16 protein-coding genes and 2 pseudogenes are annotated in these 23,797 nt (G+C 73.2%); 7 read left to right on the top strand and 11 right to left on the bottom strand.

All coding sequences use genetic code 11. From position 1 onward, the window contains the following. Positions 1-148: 148 nt before the first annotated feature. Both ACZ7G3_RS01715 and ACZ7G3_RS01710 read left to right on the top strand, forming a co-directional pair. Positions 149-664 (top strand): annotated as a pseudogene (locus tag ACZ7G3_RS01715) (lytic transglycosylase domain-containing protein); the annotation flags it as partial. Between the two features lie 97 nt (positions 665-761). After that, on the top strand, positions 762-1,229 hold the full coding sequence (locus ACZ7G3_RS01710; protein ID WP_470922800.1) for a hypothetical protein: 468 nt from the start codon (positions 762-764) through the stop codon (positions 1,227-1,229). A gap of 93 nt (positions 1,230-1,322) precedes the next feature. Here the strand turns inward: ACZ7G3_RS01710 and ACZ7G3_RS01705 are convergent, their stop codons facing one another. After that, positions 1,323-2,348, bottom strand: coding sequence for a MarR family transcriptional regulator (locus tag ACZ7G3_RS01705; RefSeq protein ID WP_470922799.1), 1,026 nt, complete (start codon positions 2,346-2,348; stop codon positions 1,323-1,325). Positions 2,349-2,586: 238 nt separating this feature from the next. Here ACZ7G3_RS01705 and ACZ7G3_RS01700 point away from each other — a divergent pair, with 238 nt between their 5' ends. Next, positions 2,587-2,994 carry a hypothetical protein gene (locus ACZ7G3_RS01700; protein WP_470922798.1) on the top strand — a complete coding sequence of 136 codons (408 nt, stop codon included), beginning with the start codon at positions 2,587-2,589 and terminating at the stop codon, positions 2,992-2,994. 141 nt (positions 2,995-3,135) lie between these two features. Here the strand turns inward: ACZ7G3_RS01700 and purH are convergent, their stop codons facing one another. Together purH and purN are read right to left on the bottom strand one after the other, a co-directional pair. After that, positions 3,136-4,707: a bifunctional phosphoribosylaminoimidazolecarboxamide formyltransferase/IMP cyclohydrolase gene (gene purH / locus ACZ7G3_RS01695; protein WP_470922797.1), complete on the bottom strand. Its 1,572-nt coding sequence runs from the start codon at positions 4,705-4,707 to the stop codon at positions 3,136-3,138. After that, positions 4,704-5,342 (bottom strand): phosphoribosylglycinamide formyltransferase, encoded by a 639-nt coding sequence (gene purN, locus ACZ7G3_RS01690; protein WP_470922796.1) that lies wholly within the window; start codon positions 5,340-5,342, stop codon positions 4,704-4,706. The genes purH and purN overlap by 4 nt, the downstream gene beginning before the upstream one ends. Positions 5,343-5,733: 391 nt before the next feature. On the opposite strand from purN, the gene ACZ7G3_RS01685 reads away from it, so the two are divergent. Further along, a complete protein-coding gene (locus ACZ7G3_RS01685) occupies positions 5,734-6,519 on the top strand; it encodes a hypothetical protein (RefSeq protein WP_470922795.1) in 786 nt (261 codons plus the stop codon). Between the two features lie 401 nt (positions 6,520-6,920). On the opposite strand, the gene ACZ7G3_RS01680 is transcribed toward ACZ7G3_RS01685, so the two are convergent. Next, the gene (locus ACZ7G3_RS01680) at positions 6,921-8,534 is read right to left on the bottom strand and encodes a cell division protein PerM (RefSeq protein WP_470922794.1); all 1,614 of its coding nucleotides are present in this window, start codon (positions 8,532-8,534) and stop codon (positions 6,921-6,923) included. Between the two features lie 96 nt (positions 8,535-8,630). On the opposite strand from ACZ7G3_RS01680, the gene ACZ7G3_RS01675 reads away from it, so the two are divergent. After that, positions 8,631-9,965 carry a helix-turn-helix domain-containing protein gene (locus tag ACZ7G3_RS01675; RefSeq protein ID WP_470922793.1) on the top strand — a complete coding sequence of 445 codons (1,335 nt, stop codon included), beginning with the start codon at positions 8,631-8,633 and terminating at the stop codon, positions 9,963-9,965. Between the two features lie 225 nt (positions 9,966-10,190). Here ACZ7G3_RS01675 and sucD read toward each other — a convergent pair whose 3' ends face one another. The 6 genes and pseudogenes from sucD to ACZ7G3_RS01645 form a co-directional block, all read right to left on the bottom strand. Next, the gene (gene sucD, locus ACZ7G3_RS01670) at positions 10,191-11,075 is read right to left on the bottom strand and encodes a succinate--CoA ligase subunit alpha (protein ID WP_426597164.1); all 885 of its coding nucleotides are present in this window, start codon (positions 11,073-11,075) and stop codon (positions 10,191-10,193) included. 28 nt (positions 11,076-11,103) lie between these two features. After that, positions 11,104-12,285 (bottom strand): ADP-forming succinate--CoA ligase subunit beta, encoded by a 1,182-nt coding sequence (gene sucC / locus ACZ7G3_RS01665; protein ID WP_053135877.1) that lies wholly within the window; start codon positions 12,283-12,285, stop codon positions 11,104-11,106. Positions 12,286-13,054: 769 nt separating this feature from the next. After that, on the bottom strand, positions 13,055-14,080 hold the full coding sequence (locus ACZ7G3_RS01660) for a hypothetical protein (protein ID WP_470922792.1): 1,026 nt from the start codon (positions 14,078-14,080) through the stop codon (positions 13,055-13,057). A gap of 168 nt (positions 14,081-14,248) precedes the next feature. Further along, positions 14,249-15,418, bottom strand: a complete 1,170-nt coding sequence (locus ACZ7G3_RS01655) for a VWA domain-containing protein (RefSeq protein WP_470922791.1) — start codon at positions 15,416-15,418, stop codon at positions 14,249-14,251. A 263-nt stretch (positions 15,419-15,681) separates the two neighbouring features. After that, positions 15,682-18,105: pseudogene (locus ACZ7G3_RS01650) on the bottom strand (DUF5682 family protein); the annotation flags it as partial. Positions 18,106-18,207: 102 nt separating this feature from the next. Beyond that, the gene (locus tag ACZ7G3_RS01645) at positions 18,208-19,362 is read right to left on the bottom strand and encodes an ATP-binding protein (RefSeq protein ID WP_426597167.1); all 1,155 of its coding nucleotides are present in this window, start codon (positions 19,360-19,362) and stop codon (positions 18,208-18,210) included. A gap of 132 nt (positions 19,363-19,494) precedes the next feature. On the opposite strand from ACZ7G3_RS01645, the gene ACZ7G3_RS01640 reads away from it, so the two are divergent. Further along, a complete protein-coding gene (locus ACZ7G3_RS01640) occupies positions 19,495-20,853 on the top strand; it encodes an SWIM zinc finger family protein (RefSeq protein ID WP_470922790.1) in 1,359 nt (452 codons plus the stop codon). A gap of 166 nt (positions 20,854-21,019) precedes the next feature. Beyond that, positions 21,020-22,660: a DUF5691 domain-containing protein gene (locus tag ACZ7G3_RS01635; RefSeq protein WP_426597169.1), complete on the top strand. Its 1,641-nt coding sequence runs from the start codon at positions 21,020-21,022 to the stop codon at positions 22,658-22,660. Between the two features lie 439 nt (positions 22,661-23,099). Here ACZ7G3_RS01635 and ACZ7G3_RS01630 read toward each other — a convergent pair whose 3' ends face one another. Beyond that, the gene (locus tag ACZ7G3_RS01630; protein ID WP_055418278.1) at positions 23,100-23,516 is read right to left on the bottom strand and encodes a cobalamin B12-binding domain-containing protein; all 417 of its coding nucleotides are present in this window, start codon (positions 23,514-23,516) and stop codon (positions 23,100-23,102) included. Between the last annotated feature and the right edge of the window lie 281 nt (positions 23,517-23,797).

Here is a 23,797-nt window from a genome sequence, read left to right as displayed (position 1 = left end):
CCCGCTCCCCTCCCCCCCCGATCGTACCCCACCCCCCCCCAGCTCCACCCCCCCGTTTTGTCCCCCCCCCCCCCCCCCCCCCTCCTTCCCCCCCCCCCCCCCCCCCCGGGCCCCCCCCCCCCCCGCCCCCGGCGCCCGGGGCCCCGGGGGCGGCACCACGACCGTCTCCGCCGCCTCCTACGGCGCCGCCGAACTGCGCACCGACCGGGGCGTGCCGCCCGCCTACCGCCTGCTGATCGTCGAAACGGCACGCGACTGCGGCCGCAAGGACGTCAGCCCGCCCCTGATCGCGGCCATACTGAAGGTGGAGAGCGACTTCGACCCGGACCTCGCCGACCCCGTCAAAGACGAGTACGGCATCGCCCGCTGGACCCCGGCAGTCCTGCGCTGGTGGATGAACGAGGACGGCACACCCGCCGACTCCGTCCCCGAGCCCCCGTTCCCACCGGCCGAGTCCATCCCGGCGATGGGCCGCTACCTGTGCTGGATCACGCCCCGTCTCGACGCCGGCCTGCCGGGCGACCGCCGGGTACTGATCGCCGTCGCCTACCGGACGTCGTACCGCAAGGTGAACGACGCGGGCGGGGTTCCCCCGAAGAACCGCGCCTACGCCGACCGCGTCGCCCACCACCTCAAGGAGTACACGCCACCCGGGCGGAAGTGACCCTGAGAGGTGAGAGGTACCGTGCGGCGGGCGCCCCGGGCACGGTGTGAGCACACCGCTTCAGCGGTACGACACCGACGTTCATGGGGGAACGACAGTGAACATCATCAAGCCCGCCGCGCTGCTCCTCGCGGCCTCGGCCCTGGTCGCCGGCTCCACGGTCGCGGCCACCGCCGCCGACCCGGCCGGCACCCGGGTCACCGCCCTCCAGCAGGCGGCCGACCAGGTGCTGGCCGACAAGCCCAAGCCCCTGCACGTGTCCGCCGACGCGGTCGAGTACGAGGGACTGACCGTCACCGAGGCGCCCAAGACCAAGGCCGCCAAGGACCTGGCCTGCGACTACGGCCACCTGTGCATGATCGTCAAGGGCACCAAGTTCGACTTCTACAAGTGCCAGACGTGGAACGTCACCAACTGGACCGGCAACGGACCGTTCACCAACAACCAGACGCCGGGCACGGTCGCCAAGTTCTTCAACAAGGACGGCAGCGTCCGCTGGACGTCGACGGCCTACCAGGCCGGCACGGCGACCTGGGACCCGATCTGGTCCCTGCGCCCCTGCTGACGATCCACCTGAACGGGCATGGCCTCCGGTCCCCTCTGGGGCGGCCGGAGGCCATGCCCGTTCACGACGGGGTGCCCCGGACCACCGGGGAGATCACCGCGCACCGCTCCGTCCGGATGTCCCGCGGTCGCTCCGGGGAGCCTTCCGCAGGGCGGCCCGGAGCACCGACGCCCCCACGGGGGTGAGGGTGTGCAGGACGCTCGCGCCGTGCCGCCGGCTGGTGATGAGCCCCGCCTCCCGCAAGGCCGTCGCGTGCCGGCTGGCCGCGGACGCGGAGACACCGGCGGCACGCGCGATCTCCCCGGTGGTCGCGCCGTGGGCGACGGCGCGCAGGACGGTGGCCCGGGCCGGGCCGAGGAGGGCGGTGAGCGGGGACCTCGACGGGGGCGGAGCCGGCGGCTCGTGCACGAGGGGGTAGACCAGTACGGGCGGCAGGCCCGGGTCGGCGAAGGCGATGGGACGCTGGTGCAGGAAGTACGACGGCACGAGCAGCATCCCGCGCCCCTCCAGGTACATATCCCGGTCCACGGAGGGGTGGTATTCGACATGCAGGACAGGCCGTTCCCACCGCGCCCACGGCCCCAGCCCCGTCAGCACCGCCTCCACACCCCCGTCCATCCACTCCCGTGCCCGCAGGAATCGTTCGGCCTCGGTACGGGCGTGGACCTGATCCTCGTAGGGAGCGACAGCGATGTCGTGGTAGGCCCGCAGCAACGTGACGAACTCCTCCCGGGCGGCCCGGTCGGCGAGCCCCGCCGCCCACGAGGGCGCGCCCACGACCCAGTCCAGGCGGCCGATCTCGGCCCGCACCCGGCGCGGATCGGTGGCGCGCACCGCGTCGAGTCCCGCCCGCAGTCCCCCGGCCGGCTGGAACGGCGTGAGGAAGTCGGGAAAGTAGGCGGCTCTCGGATAGAGCGGCAGCAGCACACTCCGCACGGCCGGCTCCAGCCCGGCCTCCCTCAGCCGTTCCCGCACGGTCCGGTACCACGCGGCATGCGCCCAGCGCCCCTGCCGGGTCTGGAGCCGGTGCAGGCTGATGGCGATGTCCCACAACGGGTCGGACGCCGCGCGCAACCGGATGCCGCCCAGGTCGGCGTCGCTGAAGTGGACGCGGAGCATCTCGTCCTCCCCCGGTGAACTGAGCTTTTGCGCTCGACCGCAACAGGATCGCCGGACGTGCCTCCGCCGGGCAACAGTGGGGACGGACCGGCAGGGCGAGGACACGACGCGCCCCGCTTCCGGACGGGTTCCGGGCCGCAACCGTTCTCCGCCCCCGCCATCCGGTCAGGGGCACCACCCGGAGAACGACGGCGGCACCGGGAACCGAGGACTGCCGACCGAAGGAGTCCACTGGGCCGTGCCGCTGAAGCTGACCATCATCCTGACGGTCCTCGCCGCGCTGAGCGCCCTGCTCGCCACCCCGCGGTCACGGCGTGAACGCCGCCTGCGCAAGCACGGCCGGGTCGCGACCGCGATCTGCCGGGGGCACTTGAACCCCCGCGACCCCCAGGGCCCCATACGGGTCCGCTGCAGTTTCCCCGTGGAACCGTACCGAGGCGATTTCTGGGCCGTCGTCCGGACGCGCGAGCGGATTCCCCAGGTCGGCGATCAGCTCCGCATCATCTACGACCCCGACGACCCCAATTACGCGGAGAACCTCGAGTACATGACCACAGCGGCCTTCGGCCGCGAAGACCTCATCATCCTGGCGTGCTGGCTCGTCTTCTATCTCGTGGCCGCGTCCTGCGCCGCGAGCGCGCCGTAGTGAGGAGTCCCGAAGAAGGAGTCCCGAAGACCGTCCGTCCCTGTTCCTGTCCACCGGGGCCGGTGGACAGGAACAGGGACGGGGACAGCGGCCGTCCCCGTGCCGGGGGTACGCCGCGTACGGGCGTACCCCTGCCGGATCTCAGTGGAAGAAGTGCCGCGTCCCCGTGAAGTACATCGTCACGCCGGCCTTCTTCGCCGCCTCGACGACCAGCTCGTCGCGGACCGAACCGCCCGGCTGGACCACGGCCTTCACGCCGGCCGCGGTGAGGATCTCCAGGCCGTCCGGGAAGGGGAAGAAGGCGTCGGAGGCGGCGTACGCGCCCTGCGCGCGCTCGGCGCCCGCCCGCTCCACCGCCAGCTTCGCGGAGTCGACCCGGTTGACCTGGCCCATGCCGACACCGACGGAGGCGCCGTCCTTGGCGAGGAGGATCGCGTTGGACTTGACGGCCCTGCACGCCTTCCAGGCGAAGGCCAGCTCGGCCAGCTCCGCCTCGGGGAGCGCCTCGCCGGTCGCGAGGGTCCAGGTGGCCGGGTCGTCGCCCTCGGCCTGGAGGCGGTCGGCGACCTGGAGGAGTGCGCCGCCGTCGATGGGCTTGACCTCGACCGGGGCGGCGGGGGCCTCGGGGGCGCGCAGCACGCGGATGTTCTTCTTCTTGGTGAGGGCTTCCAGGGCGCCGTCCTCGTAGTCCGGCGCGACGATGACCTCGGTGAAGATCTCGGCGACCTGCTCGGCCATCTCCTTGGAGACCGGGCGGTTGACCGCGATCACGCCGCCGTACGCGGAGACCGGGTCGCAGTCGTGTGCCTTGCGGTGGGCCTCGGCGACGTCCGCGCCGACCGCGATGCCGCACGGGTTGGCGTGCTTGATGATCGCGACGCAGGGCTCGGCGTGGTCGTAGGCGGCACGGCGGGCGGCGTCCGTGTCCGTGTAGTTGTTGTACGACATCTCCTTGCCGTGCAGCTGCTCGGCCTGCGCGAGGCCGCCGCCGTCGGGGGCGGTGTAGAGGGCGGCGGGCTGGTGCGGGTTCTCGCCGTAGCGCAGGGTGTGGGCGCGGTCGTACGTGGCGCCGAGGAAGTCGGGGAACCGGGACTCGTCCACGGGGGCGTACTCGGAGGCGAACCAGGAGGCGACGGCCACGTCGTACGCGGCGGTGTGCTGGAAGGCCTCGGCGGCCAGGCGCTTGCGGGCGGCGAGGTCGAAGCCGCCGTCCCGGACGGCGGAGAGCACGTCGGCGTAGCGGGCGGGGCTGGTGACGACGGCCACGGACGGGTGGTTCTTGGCGGCGGCGCGGACCATCGACGGGCCGCCGATGTCGATCTGCTCGACGCACTCGTCGGGGGTGGCGCCCGAGGCGACGGTCTCGCGGAACGGGTAGAGGTTGACCACGACCAGGTCGAACGGCTCCACGCCCAGTTCGCCCAGCTGCTGCCGGTGGCTGTCCAGGCGCAGGTCGGCGAGGATACCGGCGTGCACCTTCGGGTGCAGGGTCTTGACGCGGCCGTCCAGGCACTCGGGGAAGCCGGTGAGCTCCTCGACCTTGGTGACGGGCACGCCGGCCGCGGCGATCCGCCCGGCGGTGGAGCCGGTGGAGACGAGTTCGACGCCGGCCTCGTGGAGCCCGCGGGCGAGGTCCTCGAGCCCGGTCTTGTCGTAGACGCTGACGAGCGCGCGACGGATGGCCCGCTTGTTGCTCTCGGCGGTGGCGGTCACTGGATAACTACCTTTCGTCCCTCAATGCGATAGCCGTTGCGGGCGAGCCGCCCCACGACATCGACGAGCAGCCTTCGCTCGACTTCCTTGATGCGCTCGTGCAGAGCGCTCTCGTCGTCCTCGTCCCGGACCTCCACCACGCCCTGCGCGATGATCGGCCCGGTGTCGACGCCGTCGTCGACGAAGTGGACGGTGCAGCCGGTGACCCTGGCGCCGTACGCGAGCGCGTCCCGCACGCCGTGGGCCCCCGGGAAGCTGGGGAGGAGCGCGGGGTGGGTGTTGACGAACCGCCCCCCGAAGCGGGCCAGGAACTCCCTGCCCACGATCCTCATGAACCCGGCCGAGACGACGAGGTCCGGCTCGTGGGCGGCGACGGCCTCGGCGAGCGCCGCGTCCCACTCCTCCCGGCTCCCGTAGTCCTTGACCTTTCGTACGAAGGTCGGCAGCCCGGCGCGTTCCGCGCGCGCGAGCCCTTCGATGCCGTCGCGGTCGGCGCCGACCGCGACGATCTCGGCTCCGTAGGCCTCGACGCCGGTGGCGGCGATCCCGTCGAGCAGCGCCTGCAGGTTGGTGCCGGATCCGGAGACCAGTACGACAAGGCGCTTGGCTCGCTGGGCCACGGGCTTGGCAGCCACGGTGGGGGCCTTTCTCGGGGGAGCGGTCTGGGTGCGGGGTCGGTTCGGCACGGCCGCCGTTTCCCACAGCTGGTGACTCGGTACGACCGTCGGTTACCCGACCGTACGTTGTGTACGTTCGTCTGTTTGTACGGTCGTACGAATGCTTCACGCCCCCGGATACGGGGAAGTCTACGAAGCGGCCGACCGTCAGCAACGATACCGGCACACCGGACGGCCCCCTCGGGACGGGGGCGTGGCCGGAAGGTAGCGTCTGCGTGGAGCCGGACCGGGAACGCGACCCGCGCGTCACGCGTTCACCAGTCGTGCCGACCAGTTCGCCCGTTCCACCAGCTCGCCCGTTCCTTATCGCCGTTATCGCCGTTATCGCCAAGGGGAAGACGCTCAGTTGATGCCGGACCGCAGCCTGCGACTGCTCACGCTCCCCCAGCAGTCGGCGCAGCCAGGGGGACGCAGCACCGTGTTGCTGCGGGAGCGCCCCTCCTCGCCGCCCGACACCCCGCCGGACGGGACCAACAGCGGCGAGCGGGACGGCGCCACCGACAAGGACAACCCGTTCGCACCGCCCCCGGAGGGCACGCCGGACCGCCCCTGGCAGCCTCGGCACCCGTCGGGCGACGGCGGCGACTCACAGGGGGACGGCGGACGTTCGCCCTGGGGCCGCCAGTGGAGCGACCGGCAGCCCGGCCGCTCCTCCGGCGGCTTCGGTGAGCGACCCGGCGCTTCCGGTTCCGGCCCCGAGGGTCCGGGCGGCGGCACGGGCCCGCGCTGGGACCCGACGGATCCCACCCAGCGGCGTGCCCGCTATGCCCTGCTGAGCGGCATGTGGGCCCTCTTCTTCGCGCTCTTCACGTGGCCGTACGTGGCTCTGCTGCTCGGCGCCCTGGCCCTGTACTGGGGCATCAGTGCGCTGCGCGCCAAGCCCCGCGCCGCCGCCGACCCGGACACCCCGGCCCCGCCCGCCGCGCAGACCGGCCGCCCGCAGCGAACCGCCGCGATCAGCGGCCTGGTCACGTCCTCCCTGGCCCTCGTCCTGGTCGCCGCGTCCTTCAGCGCCCAACTGGTCTACAGCGACTACTACACCTGCCGGAACGACGCCCTGACCAACGAGGCGAAGCAGTCCTGCGAGACCCACCTCCCGGAGCAGCTCCGGGACCTGCTGGGCACGGACGACTGACACCCGGCCGCCGTTCGACACCGGCCACGGCACGTGCGGCCCGTGCGGCCCGTGCGGCCCGTGCGGCCCGTCCGGCTGGCGGGGACGGGACCGTCCGGGCCGGAGCGGGGATCCGGGGCGGCAGCACCCGGGGGCGGTGCGGGGCGGGACGGCAGGAGCGGTGGGACGGCAGGAGCGGCGGGACGGACAGCGATGATGGGACGGCGGTGATGACGGGGGTGGCGGGGCGGCAGGGGCGAAAGCCTCTGCGGTGACGCGACGCCTGCCCGCCGCTCGAGGCATCCGCCGCGGCCCACAGAGAAGCCGACCGGCAGCAGCGCGTGCGGCGCACCGCCACCGCCACCGCTGCCGCTCCCGCCACCAGCGCCGCCACTTCCGTCACCACCACGCCTCCGCTCCCGTCACCACCATCGCCACCGCCACACCCGTTCGCTGCCGGTGCCGCCCCGTCTCCGCCACCGCCTCATCGAGGGCAACGGCATCCGCTCCCACCGACGCCCACCGCCGTCAGCCGCCTCTCCACCCCGCGTCGCCGGCTCCGGCTCCGGCGCCTCAGCGGCAACGCTTCGCTCCCGGACCGGCCACACCCGCGCCCCCACCGCCACCGGCACCGCCACCACCCCGACCCACGCCAGCGTCGCGCCCCCGGCCTGCCACCACACCGGCCCGAACCGGGCCAGGGACGCACCACCGAGCGGCCCGCCCGCCAGCGCGGCCAGCAGGGCGACGAGGCACGCGCACAGGACGGCGGCCAGTACGGCGGCGACAACGGTCCGCCACCACGACCACGCCCCGACGGCCTCACCTCCTGCCGGCCCCGTCTCCGACCCCACGCCCGCCGTACCCGCCGTACCTACCGCACCCGCCGCTGGACCCGCCGCGTCCGCCGTCGCCGCCCGCGCCGTGAACCACCCCACCACGGCCCCCGCCGCCAGCGGCACCGCCCCGGCCATCCAGTGCAGCGGTGTGCCCGGACCCGCGTCCGGCACCGCCGCCAGCAGCGGAAACGGCGGCAGCAACGGTGCGGGAGCGGAGGCGAGGGGATCCACGACGTGACCGGTTCCGAGCACGAAACCGGGCCCGAGGGCGTAGGCCGCCGCCCACACCGCCGCGTTCGGCACCAGCGCCAGACAGAGCAGCAGCACGGCGAAATGACCCGCCCACCCCTCGGTCAGCTGCAGGAACGCGTCCCGGGCGGCGACTCCGTGCCACACCAGCGACATCGCGAGCAGCAGCGCCCCACCGCCGACGAGGACCGCCGCTCCGGCGCCCGCGGCGCGCGTCGCGGCGCCCAGGCGCGCGTCCGGCTCCACCACCAGCTCCCGAAGGCTCCGGGGCAGCACGCGCAGTGCGCGCCCCACCGGTCCGCCCGGACGGCCGAACGCCGTCCACATACCCGCGCCGGCCGCGCCCATGGTCACGAGCGGCAGCCACACCACCGCCCACCAGGAGGGCCGCAGCGCACCGCCCGCCGCGTACAGGCCGACCGGCGCGGCGACAGCGAGGTAACCGAGAACGACCCCGGCCCAGGCGTTGCGCGCGGAGACGGGCGGCGGGCCGGTGTCCGGGAGGGCCCCGCCCTCGCCCCCGCGCGCACCGAATTCCCCCTTCGCTCCCGCGCCCGCACCCACCACCAGACCAACGTCGTCCCCGGGTTCCGTGGCATCCCGGGCCGCCCGATGCAGCAGCCACACCGGCAGCAGGAGCAGCAGCAGCGGAGTGACGCCCACGGGCGCGGACCCGCCGGAGAGCGTGTCGGCACGGACCAGTTCGGCTCCGTGGGACAGCACCCACAGCGCCGCGGCGACGTGCAGGGCTCCGCCGGGCCCGCTGTCGGGGTACGGCGCACTGACCCACAGCACCATCACGAGCACGGCGCACGCCGCCAGCCCCAGTCCCGCCGCGACCACGCCGCCCAGGAAGCCGGCGGCCAGCCCGGGAGACCGGTCCCGCCAGCGGGTGCGCAGCAGAGACAGCGGGGCTCGGTGAGCGGTCGTCTGGATCACGCCCGTCATGGTCCCAACGACACGCGCTTTCCCGGCGTAACACGCGAAGGTCCGCTGTGTCGCCCAATATATGTTTATGTACTTTTTCGTACGAAGGGGTGCCCTGTGACACGGAGCCCCGCAACCCCGCTCCCTCCTCCCAAGGCACGCCGACGACTGCGTGAGACCGCCGCCCTGACGCAGGCTCAGGTCGCGGAGCGGGTGGGTGTCGCCCGTGAGACGGTCCGTGCGTGGGAGAGCGGCCGCACGACTCCGCGCGGCCGGAAACGGGAGGCGTACGCGAAGCTGCTGAACACCCTGGCCGAGGAGGCGGCGGCGCGACGGACCGAACCGGCGCCCACCTCGCAACCGGAACCGCAAGCGGTGCCCGTCGTCGTGGCCGTCCGCGCCGGATCGGCGAACGCCTCCGAGAAGGCCACCGACAGCCTCGTACTCCCCGCGAAGCCACTGGCCGAGCGGGCACGCGGGTCCGAACCGGAACAGAAGTCGGAACCGGAACCGGAACGGGAACTGAAAGCGGAGCCGGAGCCGGAACTGAAAACGGAGCCGGAGCCGGAACTCGAACTGGAGCCTGGGCCTGGGCCTGGGTTTGGGGAGCAGCCAGCACCGGGATCGCAGCCCGTGCCGACGCCCGGTCCGGTCGAGTTGACGCCCGCTCAGGCCTTCGACGCGCTGTACGAGTTCGGCGCCCCCTCGCTCGTACGGCAGACCTTTCTGCTGACCGGCCGCCGCGAGCTGGCGCGCGAGTCGGTGGAGCGTGCCTTCCAGGTCGCCTGGGAGCGCTGGCCCGAAGTGGCCCGCGACCGCGACCCGGTGGGCTGGGTGCGGGCGACGGCGTACGAGTACGCGCTCTCGCCCTGGCACCGGTTCCGGCTGCGCCACCGGCACCCGGAGCCGCCGCCCGCAGACCCCTCCGACCGCACCCTGCTGAACACCCTTCTCAGACTCCCCCCGCCGCACCGCCGCACGCTCATGCTGTACGACGGTGTGGGTCTGGGCCTGCCGGAGACGGCCGCGGAGACGGAGGCGAGCACCCCGGCGGCGGCGAACCGGCTGCTGCGCGCCCGCGAGGCCCTCGCCGACCGGCTGCCGGAGCTGGCCGACCCGCAGGTGCTGCACCGGCGGCTGGCCGAGCTGGCGGCGACCGAGCGGCTGCGGGCGGCCAGACCGCCGACGGTGCGGATGGGCAGCGAACGCCGGGCGCGGTTCTGGACCCGGGCAGCGATCGCCTTCACGGTCGCCCTGATCGGGAGCACCGCCCTGACCCTGCGCACCGCGCCCACGCAGTACGAGCCGCCCGTGTCCCCGGGCGTCACCGTGCGCGGGGTGCCTCCCCGGGTGGCGCCGGGGGCGCTGTCGGACGAGCAGCTGGAGCTGCGGCAGAAGCTGCGGGACCAGTGGCAGGACGGGCCGGAGCGGCTGACGCCCCGACTCGAATGACGGCGCCGCCCCGACTCGGCCGACGGCGCCACCCGGGCCCGGACGACTGCGCCTTCCGAGCCCCGGACGACTGCCCCTTCCAGGCCACGGACGACAGCGCCACCTGGACGGGACGGCTGTGCCGACCGCCGGACCCGGATGACGCGCGTACGCCGAGTGGCCCGCCCCGTGAGAGGGGCGGGCCACTCGGCGTGGGAGGACGGCGGCCGGCCGTCCGAACCGTGCTCAGCTGCCGAGGATGGCCCGGGCGAGCTTCGCCGTCTCGGTCGGCGTCTTGCCGACCTTGACGCCGGCGGCCTCCAGGGCCTCCTTCTTCGCCTGGGCGGTGCCGGACGAACCGGAGACGATGGCACCGGCGTGGCCCATGGTCTTGCCCTCGGGCGCGGTGAAGCCCGCGACGTAGCCGACGACCGGCTTGGTCACGTTCTTCGAGATGAACTCCGCCGCACGCTCCTCGGCGTCGCCACCGATCTCACCGATCATGACGATCAGGTCGGTCTCGGGGTCGGCCTCGAACGCGGCGAGCGCGTCGATGTGCGTGGTGCCGATGATCGGGTCGCCACCGATGCCGACGGCGGTCGAGAAGCCGATGTCACGCAGCTCGTACATCATCTGGTACGTCAGCGTGCCGGACTTCGAGACCAGACCGATGCGGCCCGGCTTGGTGATGTCGCCCGGGATGATGCCGACGTTGGACTGGCCCGGCGTGATGATGCCGGGGCAGTTCGGGCCGATGATCCGGGTCTTGTTGCCCTTCTTGCCGGCGTACGACCAGAAGGCGGCCGAGTCGTGCACGGCGATGCCCTCGGTGATCACGACGGCCAGCGGGATCTCGGCGTCGATGGCCTCGACGACGGCGTCCTTGGTGAACTTCTCCGGCACGAAGATGACGGAGACGTTGGCGCCGGTCTTCTCGATGGCCTCCTTGACGGTACCGAAGACCGGTACCTCGGTGCCGTCGAAGTCCACGGAGGTGCCCGCCTTGCGCGGGTTCACGCCGCCCACGACCTCGGTGCCGTCACCCAGCATGAGCTTGGTGTGCTTCATGCCGGTGGCGCCGGTCATGCCCTGGACGATGACCTTGCTGTCCTTGTTGAGCCAGATAGCCATGGTGTGTTGGTGTCCTCGTCCTGAGTGCTTACTTGGCGGCGTGGGCCAGCTCGGCGGCCTTGTCGGCCGCGCCGTCCATGGTGTCGACGCGCTGGACCAGCGGGTGGTTGGCGTCGGTGAGGATCTTGCGGCCCAGCTCGGCGTTGTTGCCGTCGAGGCGGACGACGAGCGGCTTCTCGACCTTCTCGCCGCGGTCCTCGAGGAGCTTCAGCGCCTGGACGATGCCGTTGGCGACCTCGTCGCAGGCGGTGATGCCGCCGAAGACGTTGACGAACACGGAGCGGACGTCCGGGTCGCCGAGGATGATCTCCAGGCCGTTCGCCATGACCTGGGCGGAGGCACCGCCACCGATGTCCAGGAAGTTGGCGGGCTTGACGTTGCCGTGCTTCTCACCGGCGTAGGCGACGACGTCGAGGGTGCTCATGACGAGACCCGCGCCGTTGCCGATGATGCCGACCTCGCCGTCGAGCTTGACGTAGTTGAGGTTCTTCTCCTTGGCGGCGGCCTCGAGCGGGTTGGCCGCGGCCTTGTCGTGGAGGGCCTCGAAGTCCGGGTGACGGAACTCGGCGTTGTCGTCCAGCGACACCTTGCCGTCGAGGGCGATGACGTCGCCGGAGACGACCTTGGCCAGCGGGTTGACCTCGACCAGGAGGGCGTCCTCCTTGATGAAGGTGTCCCACAGCTTGACCAGGATGTCGGCGACCTTGTCGGCGACCTCGGCCGGGAACTTCGCGGCCTCGACGATCTCGCGCGCCTTCTCGGGCGTCACGCCGTCGATCGCGTCGATCGGGGTCTTGGCGACGGCCTCCGGACGGGTGGCCGCCACCTCCTCGATCTCCATGCCGCCCTCGACGGAGGCGATGGAGAGGAAGGTGCGGTTGGCACGGTCGAGGAGGAAGGAGACGTAGTACTCCTCGACGATCTCGGGGGCGGTCTCGGCGATCATCACCTTGTGGACCGTGTGGCCCTTGATGTCCATGCCGAGGATGTCCGTCGCGCGGGCGACGGCCTCGTCCGCGGAGGCGGCCAGCTTCACGCCACCGGCCTTGCCACGACCACCGACCTTCACCTGCGCCTTGACGACGGACTTGCCGCCCAGACGCTCGGTGATCTCGCGCGCCGCCTCAGGCGTGTCGATGACTTCACCGGCCAGCACCGGTACATCGTGCTTGGCGAAGAGGTCCCTCGCCTGGTACTCGAACAGGTCCACGCGCTTCCGTCCCTATCAGTGATCTCGCGGTTCGTTGGATGCGTGGGCGTGCCGCGAGGGCAACGTGACGTCCGCTGTGTCACAAGGGGAGCGCACACGGTGACCGAGCGCGCGGCATGTCCGTCTCGCAGGTTATCGCCGGTTGCGGGGGGTCTCTAAATCGTAGGTCACACCTGAGCGGTGATGCCTGTCACATGATGCCGTGCTCACTGGCACGGGGTGCCGGGCGTGAGGGGTCTACAGGGGCGGGTGAGCGCCGCTCCGGCGGGCTCGGTGGGGCTCGGGGGGCTCGGGGGGCTCGGGGGCTCGCGGGCTCGGGGGCTTTCGCCGGGCCGTGGGAGGGGCCTCACCGGGCTGGGGTTGGCCCGGTGAGGCCCGTCGGACTCCCCGGGAGGCGCACGGGTGCGGTCCTCCGGGAAGCGGGCCTGCTGATACCCACCCCAATGGGAACCAGCTGGCCCCGACCGCGGGGTTTCGGCCAAACGGAGGCCGACGGCTTTCGGCCGTCCGGGACCTGTCGACCCGCGGAGTCCACGCCCGCCGCAGTGGTCCGCCGTGCCGGCGTCGCGCGGTGCCGGCCTGTGCGGGGCCGGCGTCGCGCGGTGCCGTCGTCACGGACCACCGGTCACGGGGCCTGGGGGCACTTCCTGATGCCGGGCCGGTGATACGGCGTCGGCGGCGTCCGCCCGGAGGTGCGAGAGGTGTCCGGGCGCCGGGCAGACCTCTCCGCCCGCGCGCGGCGGGGCTGTGGCGGAGGAGGCCCCCGCCGCTAGGCAGGAGAGACGGGAATGTCCCGGTGCCGGTCCTGGGTCTCGGCCGCGTCGGCACCCACCAGGGCGCCGGGCACGAGTGGGAACGGGATCCGGTGGTGCGGGGTGACCGCGTGCGCGTCACCCTGGCGCGGCGTTCCCTGATCGGCGCCGGACGCGCCGCCCAGCGTGCCGTCGGGGTCGCCGGTCGGCGCCTGGTGGGCGGGGGCGTGCTCGGTGGGCGCGGGCACGGCGTGATGGATATCGACACGCGCCGCGGCGGACGCCCCGTCGGCGACTTGCTCCGGACCGTACGCGACCTGTCCCACGCCTCCGGCTCCGTCGGGGACCCGGACGTCTGAGGTGTCGGAGATGTCGGGGGTGTCGGCGGCGTCGGATGCGGCGGGCACCGTTTTCGAGGGCTCGGGGTGCGAGTCCGGATCGACCGGCGTCAACCGACCGGGAAGTCCGGTCGTGCCGGACAGGTCCGGCTGCACCGACAGCGGAGGTGACGACGGCAGGGAGGGTGCGGACGGAAGCGCCGGCAACGCCTCCAGCGGCGGTGCCTGCGCCTGCGCGACCGCGCCGAGGCCCTCGGTCGCCGCCTCCACCGCGTCACCGACCGGCCGCACGAGGCGGCCCTCCACGGACCGGACGACGTTCTCGACCACGGAGCGAGTGTCCGGAACCACCACGTCGGAGCCGGGAATGCCCCAGGAACTCTGCCCCCGCCGAGAGCCCTGCCCCGTACCGGAGTCCTGAGCGGTATCGGAGTCCTGAGCGGTACCGGCGCTCCGGACCGTGCCGGGGCGCTGCGGGGTGGCTGATCCCCGTGCTTCCCGCGGGCGCTCCGCGGAAACGTCGACGACCTGGCCGACCACCCCCCGTACCGACGGCGTTCCTTCGGCCGCCTGCGCCCGCTCTCCGCACAACACCCCGAGCACGAACAGTCCGCCCACCAGCAGCGCCACGCGCAGCGCACGCCGCCCGGCCGCCGTGCGCATCAGGCGCAGAGCGGCACCGGGCAGGGCGGCGGACCAGAACAAGAGGGGAGATTCCTCCCGTGCGGCGGAACGGGTCGCGCGCCGGTCAACGCATCGACACGCCGCGCGATCCTCGCACGGGAGTCCGGAGAATACGCAAGCCCGGCTGCACCGATGGCCAGTCATATCCCTTTTGCCGGTGGCAGTCGGGCCCCCCGGATCGACAGGTCGTCACCCGGCATCCGGTATCGGCAAGGGCCGCTTCTCGATCGCCGCGGCCATCACCTCAGGGAAGAGATCGGGCGTGCAGGCGAACGCCGGTGCCTCCAGCGCGGCAAGCGCTGCCGCATGCTCCCGGTCGTACGCGGGCGCCCCCTCGTCGGACAGCGCCAGCAGCGTCACGAACTGCACCCCCGACGCCTTCATCGCCGCGACCCTCTTGAGCATCTCGTCCCGTATGCCTCCCTCGTACAGGTCGCTGATCAGCACGACCACCGTCTCCGTGGGCCGGGTGATCTGCGACTGGCAGTACGCCAGCGCGCGGTTGATGTCCGTGCCTCCGCCGAGTTGCGTGCCGAAGAGCACGTCGACCGGGTCGTCGAGCTGGTCGGTGAGGTCGACGACCGCCGTGTCGAAGACGACGAGCCGGGTGTCGATCGACCGCATGGACGCCAGCACCGCGCCGAACACGGACGCGTACACGACGGACGCCGCCATCGAACCGGACTGGTCGACGCAGAGGACGATCTCCTTCTTCACGGACCGGGACGCCCGGCCGTAACCGATGAGCCGCTCCGGCACGATCGTCCGGTACTCGGGCAGGTAGTGCTTGAGATTGGCCGCGATCGTGCGGTTCCAGTCGATGTCGTGGTGGCGGGGCCGGCTGATGCGGGCGCTGCGGTCCAGGGCGCCGGTGAGGGCGGCCCGGGTGCGGGTGGCGAGCCGCTTCTCCAGGTCCTCGACGACCTTGCGCACGACGGCCCGCGCCGTCTCCTTGGTCGTCTCCGGCATCGCCTTGTTGAGGGAGAGCAGGGTGCCGACGAAATGGACGTCGGCCTCCACGGCCTCGAGCATCTCGGGCTCCAGCAGGAGCGTGGCGAGACCGAGCCGGTCGATCGCGTCCCGCTGCATGACCTGCACCACGGAGGACGGGAAGTAGGTCCGGATGTCCCCCAGCCAGCGCGCCACGGCCGGCGCGGAGGCCCCGAGCCCCGCCGAACGGTCGCGCCCCGCCCGCGGTGTGTCCCCCTTCCCGTAGAGCGCGGTGAGCGCCCCGTCCATCGCGGCGTCCTGTCCGGAGAGCGTGCGACCGGTGCCGTCGGCCGCATCACCGCCGAGCACGAGCCGCCACCGCCGCAGCCGTTCCTGCGCTGGGCCGGCATCCAGCCGGTCGGTCGTCATGCGTCCACTCCCACAAGGTCGTTGTCGTCGGATCCCGGCCGCCGGCCACCGGCGCCCGGCCCGACGGTTCCGGTGCACGCGTCCACCCCATCGGCCCTGCCGGCCACCGGCGCCCCACCAGCCATGTCGGCCCCCTCAGGCACGTCAGCCCTGCCAGCTGCCTTCGCCCCCTCAGCCACTCGCGCCCTGCCGATCACGTTCGCCCCGCCCGTCGCCTCTGCGGAGTCCATCGCGCCAGCCACACCCACCGCGTCGGTCACGTCCACCGTGTCCACGCCCAGCAGCAGCCGGATCACCGGCAGCACAGCGTCGGCGCGTCCGGTGTCGAGCCCGGCCGCGAAGCCGGGTATGCCGGAACCGGCCGTCGTCACACTCCCCCGCCACTCCGGTCCGCGCCGGACCAGCTCACCGAGGCTGCGCCGCACTCCCGGCTCGTAGGCCGAGAAGGTGCGCCGCAGCAGCGGCAGTACGTCCGTGAACGCCTCTGCCGGCACTCCGGTCAGCCAGGCGTCGATCAGGCCGAGCAGCCGCTCGTCGTGAAGGAGGAGCATGCCGCCGCCCGAGCCGCCGCCGACGAAGCCCTCGATCCATGCCGCCGCGTCCGCCGGTGGCGTCCCCCGGGACAGCACCAGGCCCATGAGCCGCGCCGCCTCCCCCGGCGCCAGCTCGCCGTCGTCCAGCAGAAGCCGTACGGCACGTCCCCGGACGACGCCGGGCACGGTGTCCCGCACGGAGAGCGCCCGCAGCACGGCCCGCCAGCGGGACCGCAGGTCGCTGTGGCCCGGCGCCGGGGCGTCACCGAGCAGGCCCACCGCGCCGTGCACGGCATCCACGTGTCGGCGCATCTCCTCGGCCGCGTCCGCGTCCAGCGCGGCGCAGGCCGCGGGCAGACCGACGAATATCCGTTCGGCGAGACCCGCGGCGACCTCGGCAAGGGCGCTGGTGTCGGTGCCGCGCACATCGCCGTAGCGCAGGGAACGGACGAGGGCCGGCAAGGCCTGGGCAAGGTGGCCGACATCCGCGTCGAGCGCCGCGCGGTCGGCGAGTATCCGCATCACCGGGGGCAGCGCGTCCGGCAGTTCGGCCAGCAGGCAGCGTTCGGCGAGCGCGGTGACCTCTGCGAGGCCCTGCGCCGTGACGGCGTCGGCCTCGGCCCTGGCCGTCGCGGCGGCGAGCACGGTCGTGCCCCACACCCCGGCCTCGGCGACCCGCACCGACAGCTCCGGCTCCCACCGCAGCCGCCACGTCTCCCGGAACGTGCCCGTGCTGCCCCGCGAGGCGGCCGGCTCGCCCCAGCCGACGCCGAGCAGCCGCAGCCGGTGCAGCAGTCTGCTGCGCCCCGCGTCGGTCTCCTTGCGCAGGTCGAGTTCCAGCTCCCGCTCCAGTGCCTCCGGCTTGAGCCGCAGCCGCCGCTGGATCCGGTCGAGGTCGCGCTGCAACGGCACCGCCGGTGCCCCCGCGGGCACCGCCCCCAGCGCGTCCCCCACCACCAGCCGGTCGTGCACGAGCGCCAGCGGCACGTCCGAGCCCTCGCACATCACCGCCCGTACGGCGTCCGTCGTCTCGGTCAGCCCCGGGAGTGGACGCCCGCGCATCACCGCGAGGGTCCCGGCCAGCCGTACCGCCTCGATGACGTGCGCCGAGGAGACGGCCTGGTCCTCCTCCCTCAGCAGCCCGGCCACCTTGGTCAGCCACCGCTCGACGGGCCGGTCCGGCGCGGCGAACAGATGCCCGTACCAGCCCGGCGACTCGATGCCCGCCCCGTACCCCCCGGCCCGGGACAGCCTGCGGTGGGTCCAGGGCACCCAGGTCATGTCCACCTTGGTCCTGGGCAGCCCCTTCAGCAGCGCCCGGTCGGCGGCGACGGCGACCTTGCGCCGCAGCGCGGGCACGTGCCACGCACCGCACACCACGGCGACGCCCTCGGCGAACTCGCGCCGCGCCGCCCGCACCTGGAGCCGCATGTACGCCTCCCGCACCAGGTCCCGGTGGTGCCCGCCCTCCTCCTCCGTCTCCCGCAGCGCCCCCATGGCCTCCTCCAGGGCCGTGAACGGCGCGAGCACGTCCCCGCCTGCCACGCCGCGGTGCTCGACGACGTCCTCCCACCAGCGCTCGGGATCGTCGTGGCCGGCGGCCCGGGCGAGGGCGGCGAGCGGATCGCCCCGGACGGAGTCGGGGACGGCGGCGCCGGGCTCGGTCCCCTTGCCGGGGCCGGGCTCCCCCGGCCCCGTCCCCTCCGCCGCACCGTCCGCCTCCTGCCACGCCAGCGTGTGTGCGGCAGGGAGGTCGATGAAGCGGGCCGGGACGTCGTGTTCCAGGGCCCATCGGACGGCCACCCACTCCGGGGAGAACTCGGCCAGCGGCCAGAAGGCCGAGCGGCCGGGCTCGTCCACGGCGTGGGCGAGGAGCGCGACCGGCGGCCGCATGTCCTCGTCGGCGGCCAGCGGGATCAGGACATCGGCCTCCGGCGGCCCTTCGATGAGCACGACGCCCGGCCGGGACGTCTCCAGCGCGGCCCGGACCGCCCGTGCCGATCCCGGACCGTGGTGTCGTACGCCCAGCAGTAGCGGTCCGCCCCCGGAATCCCCGGAACCCCCGGAACCCCTGGAACCCGCGGAACCCCCGGAACCAGCGGTTCCGACCAGCCTGCCGGTCGCACCGCTCCCAGCCCTGTCAGTGCCCGCCACGCCGTCCCCCTCGCCTACGGGTCCAGGTCGAGTCCCCGTCGTCCCCCGCCGGGCAGAGCACCGGAACACCCGGTCCACGACGCTTCCGCATCCGCATGCCGCTCACGAGCTCACCTCCCGGCAGGCCCGGTAGAAGTCCTTCCAGCCGGCGCGCTCGCGGACGACCGTCTCCAGATACTCCTGCCAGACGACGCGGTCGGCGGCCGGGTCCCGGACGACGGCGCCGAGAATGCCCGCGGCGACGTCACCGGGCCGCAGAACCCCGTCGCCGAAGTGGGCGGCCAGCGCCAGCCCGTTGGTGACGACGGAGATGGCCTCCGCCGTCGACAGCGTGCCGCTCGGCGACTTCACCTTCGTACGCCCGTCGCTCGTCAGCCCGTCGCGCAGCTCCCGGAAGACGGTGACGACCCGGCGGATCTCGTCGATGCCGTCAGGAGCCGACGGCAGGTCGAGGGAGCGGCCGATCTGGTCGACGCGGCGCGAGACGATTTCGACCTCCGCCTCGGCGGTCTCCGGCAGCGGCAGTACGACAGTGTTGAAGCGGCGACGCAGCGCACTGGACAGGTCGTTGATTCCGCGGTCACGGTCGTTGGCGGTGGCGATCAGATTGAAGCCGCGGACCGCCTGCACCTCCTGGCCCAGCTCCGGTATCGGAAGGGTCTTCTCCGACAGGATCGTGATGAGTGTGTCCTGTACGTCCGCCGGAATGCGGGTCAGTTCCTCCACGCGGGCGGTCATGCCCTCCGCCATGGCCCGCATGACCGGGCTGGGTACGAGGGCGTCCCGGCTGGGGCCGTGGGCGAGGAGCTGCGCGTAGTTCCAGCCGTAGCGGATCGCCTCCTCGGGTGTGCCTGCCGTGCCCTGCACCAGCAGGGTCGAGTCGCCGCTGACGGCCGCGGCGAGGTGTTCGGAGACCCACGTCTTGGCGGTGCCGGGAACACCCAGCAGGAGCAGGGCACGGTCGGTGGCGAGTGTGGTGACGGCGACCTCGACGATGCGGCGCGGGCCCACGTATTTCGGGGTGATCACCGTGCCGTCGGGCAGGGTGCCGCCGAGCAGGTAGGTGGCGACGGCCCACGGCGAGAGCTTCCAGCGAGTCGGGCGCGGACGGTCGTCGTGCGCCGCCAGTGCGGCGAGTTCGGCCGAGAACGCGTTCTCGGCGTGCGGGCGCAAGGCCTCCGCTCCGGTCGCGGAACCGATGTGACTCGGTTCGACGGACGCCGGCTCCACGGACTTCGGTTCTACGGACACAGGCATGGCTGATTCCCCCTCCAGCTCGGCCGGTTCGATCTGTCATCCACGGTGCACCACACCACTGACAATCACTCTGACCTGCGAGAACACCGCCGCTCGGACCGATTGTCAGTGGCGGGTCCTACCTTCGATGGCATGACTCAGCAGGGGGAGCGCTGGAGCACGGACCAGGTGCTGGCACTGGCGCCTGACGCCTCGTCACGCACGGCGGGGAGCAGGCTCGGAAGGGCCGGCCCGTGGACCGGAGTGGGGAGTTCCGACGACGAGGGGACGGTGTGGGGGCTGTGCAAGGGCAGCGGCAGCAAGCCGTACCAGACGGCCGTCGACATCGCGGGCGCGTCCGGACCCGCATACAAGTGCGGTTGCCCGAGCCTCAAGATCCCGTGCAAGCACGTGATCGGGCTGTTGCTGCTCTGGGCCGACGGCGATGGAGCGGTGCCGGGGGGCCAGGCGCCGGACTGGGTGAAGCAGTGGGTCGCCGGACGCCGCGAGCGCGCGGAGAGGAAGAGGACGGCGGACGGGTCCGGGCCCGCGGCCGGGTCCGGTGAGTCGGAGGCGGCGCGGCGCCGGGCGGAGCAGCGGGCCGAGCGGATCACCGGGGGTGCGACGGAGCTGGAGCAGCGGCTGACGGACCTGCTGCGCGGTGGCCTGGCCGGCGCGGAGCAGGCGGGGTACGGACTGTGGGAGGAGACGGCGGCCCGCATGGTCGACGCCCAGGCGTCGGGGCTGGCCTCGCGTGTGCGGGAGCTGGGGGCCGTACCGTCTTCGGGTCCCGGCTGGCCGGTCAGGCTGCTGGAGGAGTGCGCTCTCCTGCACCTGCTGGACCAGGGCTGGCTGCGCCGCGAGCAGCTGCCGGACGGCCTCGCGGCGACGGTCCGTTCACGCGTCGGCCTGACCGCGTCCGCGGCCGGCCCCCCGGTGCGGGACCACTGGCTGGTCCTCGCCCAGTACGACACGGCGGACGCACGACTGACGACCCGTCGCACATGGCTGTACGGCGCGGAGACGGACCGCGCCGCGCTGCTCCTCTCCTACGGGGCCGCGGGCCGGGCACCGGAGCCGGCACTGCCGGTGGGACTGACCCTGGAGGCGGAGGTGTCGGCGTATCCGGGCGCCGGTCAGCAGCGCGCCGCCCTTGGACGGCGGTTCGCGCCGCCCGTACCGGCGGAGATACGTCCGAGAGGGGTGACCACCTCCCAGGCGGCCGCCCGTTACGGCGAGGCGCTCCGCGACGACCCGTGGCTGGAGTCGGTACCGGTGACCTTGGACCGGGTCGTCCCGGTACCGGACGGCGATTCCTGGCAGCTGGCGGACGCCGAGGGAGACACGGCGCTGCCGCTCCTCCCCGCGGCCGGCAACCGGTCGGGCCTGTGGCTCCTGGTCGCCCTGTCGGGCGGAGCACCCCTCAAGGTCTTCGGTGAGTGCGGCCACCGGGGCTTCACTCCACTGACGGCCTGGCCGACCGGACCTGGCCCGGCGGTGCCGCTGCACTGACCCGCCCACGCAATGACCCTGAATGAGCCCGTACGGACAGACCCGCACAGACGAACCCGCACGGACGAACCCGTAAGGACGAATTTGCACGAACAGAGCTGCACGGACAGACCTGCACCGACAAACCCGCACGGATGAACCGGACCGGTACCTGAAAGGAGTGCTCATGACCAGGACGCCCGCCCCCGCGGACGCGCCCGTTCCGGGCGTCTGGGAGGAACTCGTCACCGCTGCGCTGCTCGGCACGGACCGGCGCACTCCCCCGGGCTGCCGGCCCGGCCCCGGCGCACCGGCGGCGCTGCTGGACGCGGCGGCGGCGGAGACCGTCCGCCGGCGCGCCGGCCTGCTCCCCGCCCGCGCCGCCCGGCGTCCGGAGCCGGCCCCCGAGGACCCCCGCCCCCCGTTGCCGGCTGCGGCCGCCCGCCGTCTCACGATGCTGCTCGCCGACCGTCCCGGCACGGCGGGCGGCGGCCGCAGGGGTGCCGCGCCCGACCTGATGGAACTGCTGCCCCAGTGGCTGGCGACGGCGAACGCCCGCGGTTATGCGGCGCCGCCCCAGGCGCTGCCGGCCCTGCTGGACGCGGCACGAGGGCGTACCGACCTGCGTCCGGCGGCACTGGCCTTCGCGGGGCCCCGCGCCCTGTGGCTGGCCCGGCTGAACCCGGACTGGCGGTTCGCCCTGCGCGCGACACCGGGCGGAGGCACCGCGCTGCCGGGCCCCGGTGCCACGGAGCGGGTGCGCCGGCTCTGGGAGGAGGGCCTGTTCGCCGAGCGGGTCGCCCTGCTGGCGTCCCTGCGTGCCCGCGACCCCGCAGGCGCCCGCGAGCTGCTCGCCTCGACCTGGGCCACGGAGCGGGCCGAGGACCGGCTGATGTTCCTCGACTCGCTGCGGACGGGCCTGGAGCCGGCGGACGAACCGTTCCTGGAACAGTCGCTGGCCGACCGCAGCCGCAACGTACGGGCAACGGCTGCGGAGCTGCTGTCGGCGCTGCCGGATTCGGCGCTCGCCGCGCGGATGGCTGCGCGAGCCGTGACATGCGTGTCCCTCGACCGCACCCCGGACCCACCGGCGATCGCGGTCGAGGCGCCCCACGAGTGCGACGCGGGCATGGAGCGGGACGGCGTCGTGGCCAATCCGCCCTCGGGCCGGGGGGAACGCTCGTGGTGGTTCGGTCAGTTGGTGGAGGCGGCCCCGCTCGGGATTTGGCCGGAGCGACTCGGTGGACGTTCCCCCGAGGAGATCGTCGCCCTGCCGGTGGCGGACGACTGGCAGGGTGACCTGCACGCGGCGTGGTGCCGGGCTGCGGTACGGCAGCGGAACGGCGCATGGGCGAGGGCTCTGCTGGGAACACCCACGGCGCCCGAGGCCGGGGGGCCGGGCGCGGTTTCCCTGGCCGAGCGGGCCAAACTGCTCGGCACCCTGGGCTCCGGCGAACGGGCCGAGTGGGTCGCCGGGTTCATCGCGACGCACGGTCTGTCCGAGGCGTTCCAGTTGCTCGGCATGTGCGGAGTGCCGTGGGCACCGCCGCTCGGACGGGCGGTGGTCGACGCGCTCAACATCGCTCGTGATGCCGGGAGCTACCCGTGGAGCTTCAGCGGCGTCATGGGTCTGGCCGAGCGCTGCCTCGACCCCTCGGAGGCGGGGCGACTCGACGGCCTGCTGGCGATACCGGACGAAACGGAGGACGCGTCGCCGGGAGCCGGGGGGTACTGGGCGGAGGCGTTTCAACGGCTCGTCACGACTCTGCGGTTGCGCGCGGCGATGGCCGAGGAACTCGGCGCGGGAGACAACGGGACGCGACGCTGACGCCGACGGCACGCGCCGCGCGCCCGCACCCGGCAAGCGCCGCCCAGGCCCACTCGCCCGCGACCACAGCCACCCGCTCGCGCCCGCGCCCACCCGTCGAGTGTCCGTGGGCGGCCCTAGGTGCCCCGCGTGACCCTAGGTACCCCCCGTGACCCTAGGTGCCCCGCGTGACCCTGGGCGCCTCGGGTGGCCCTGGGCACCCTGGGTGGCCGAGTGCCCCGCATGGCCGTGGGCGCCCCGCGTGACCCGAGTGACCCGAGTGACCCGAGTGACCCGCATGGCCGAAGTTGCCGACCCGCGTGACCCGCGTGACCCGCATGGCCGAAGTTGCCGACCCCGCGTGACCCGCGTGGCCCGAGCGACCCGGGCGCCCATCGGCTACCCGTCGGCAGCGGTGCCGCCCTTCGTGCGCGGCCACCCGTGCACGCGGACCCGGCGCCTACGCCTCCGCGGGTTCCCGCACGTTCGCCCGCACCCAGTCCACGATCGACGCCGTGGTGGCGCCGGGCGTGAAGATCTCCGCGACGCCCTTCTCCTTCAGGGGGGCGATGTCCGCCTCGGGGATGATCCCGCCGCCGAAGACAAGGATGTCCGCTGCGTCCCGCTCCCTGAGGAGCTCGATCACGGCGGCGAAGAGCGTGTTGTGCGCACCGGAGAGGATGGACAGTCCGATCGCGTCGGCGTCCTCCTGGATCGCGGTGTCCACGATCTGCTCGGGTGTCTGGTGGAGCCCGGTGTAGATGACCTCCATACCGGCGTCGCGCAGCGCCCGCGCGATCACCTTGGCCCCACGATCGTGGCCGTCGAGCCCCGGCTTGGCCACCACCACGCGGATCGGACCGGCTGCCACACCCATCACTGCCTCCATGAAGCGACTACATCCATCCGTACCGACAAGTACCGCACACTTCACCGACGCCGTACACAGGGCGCGGCATACACATAAGACGCACATCGCACACATCGCGCACACAGCACACAAGCACACGAAGCAGCACACTTTGGCGACGCAGACACCCCGCACCACATCGTCCGGGAAGTGAACGAACGTTATCGCCAGCATCCCGCAACCGGCAGTTTCGCGGTGGATACAGAGGGGGAAATCACACAGTGGGACATGTTCGCCGCACACCGTTC

Source organism: Streptomyces sp. NPDC037271 (genome assembly GCF_055603605.1).
The sequence above is the reverse complement of the archived record's forward strand: the minus strand, read 5'-3'. Positions and strand labels throughout refer to the sequence as shown.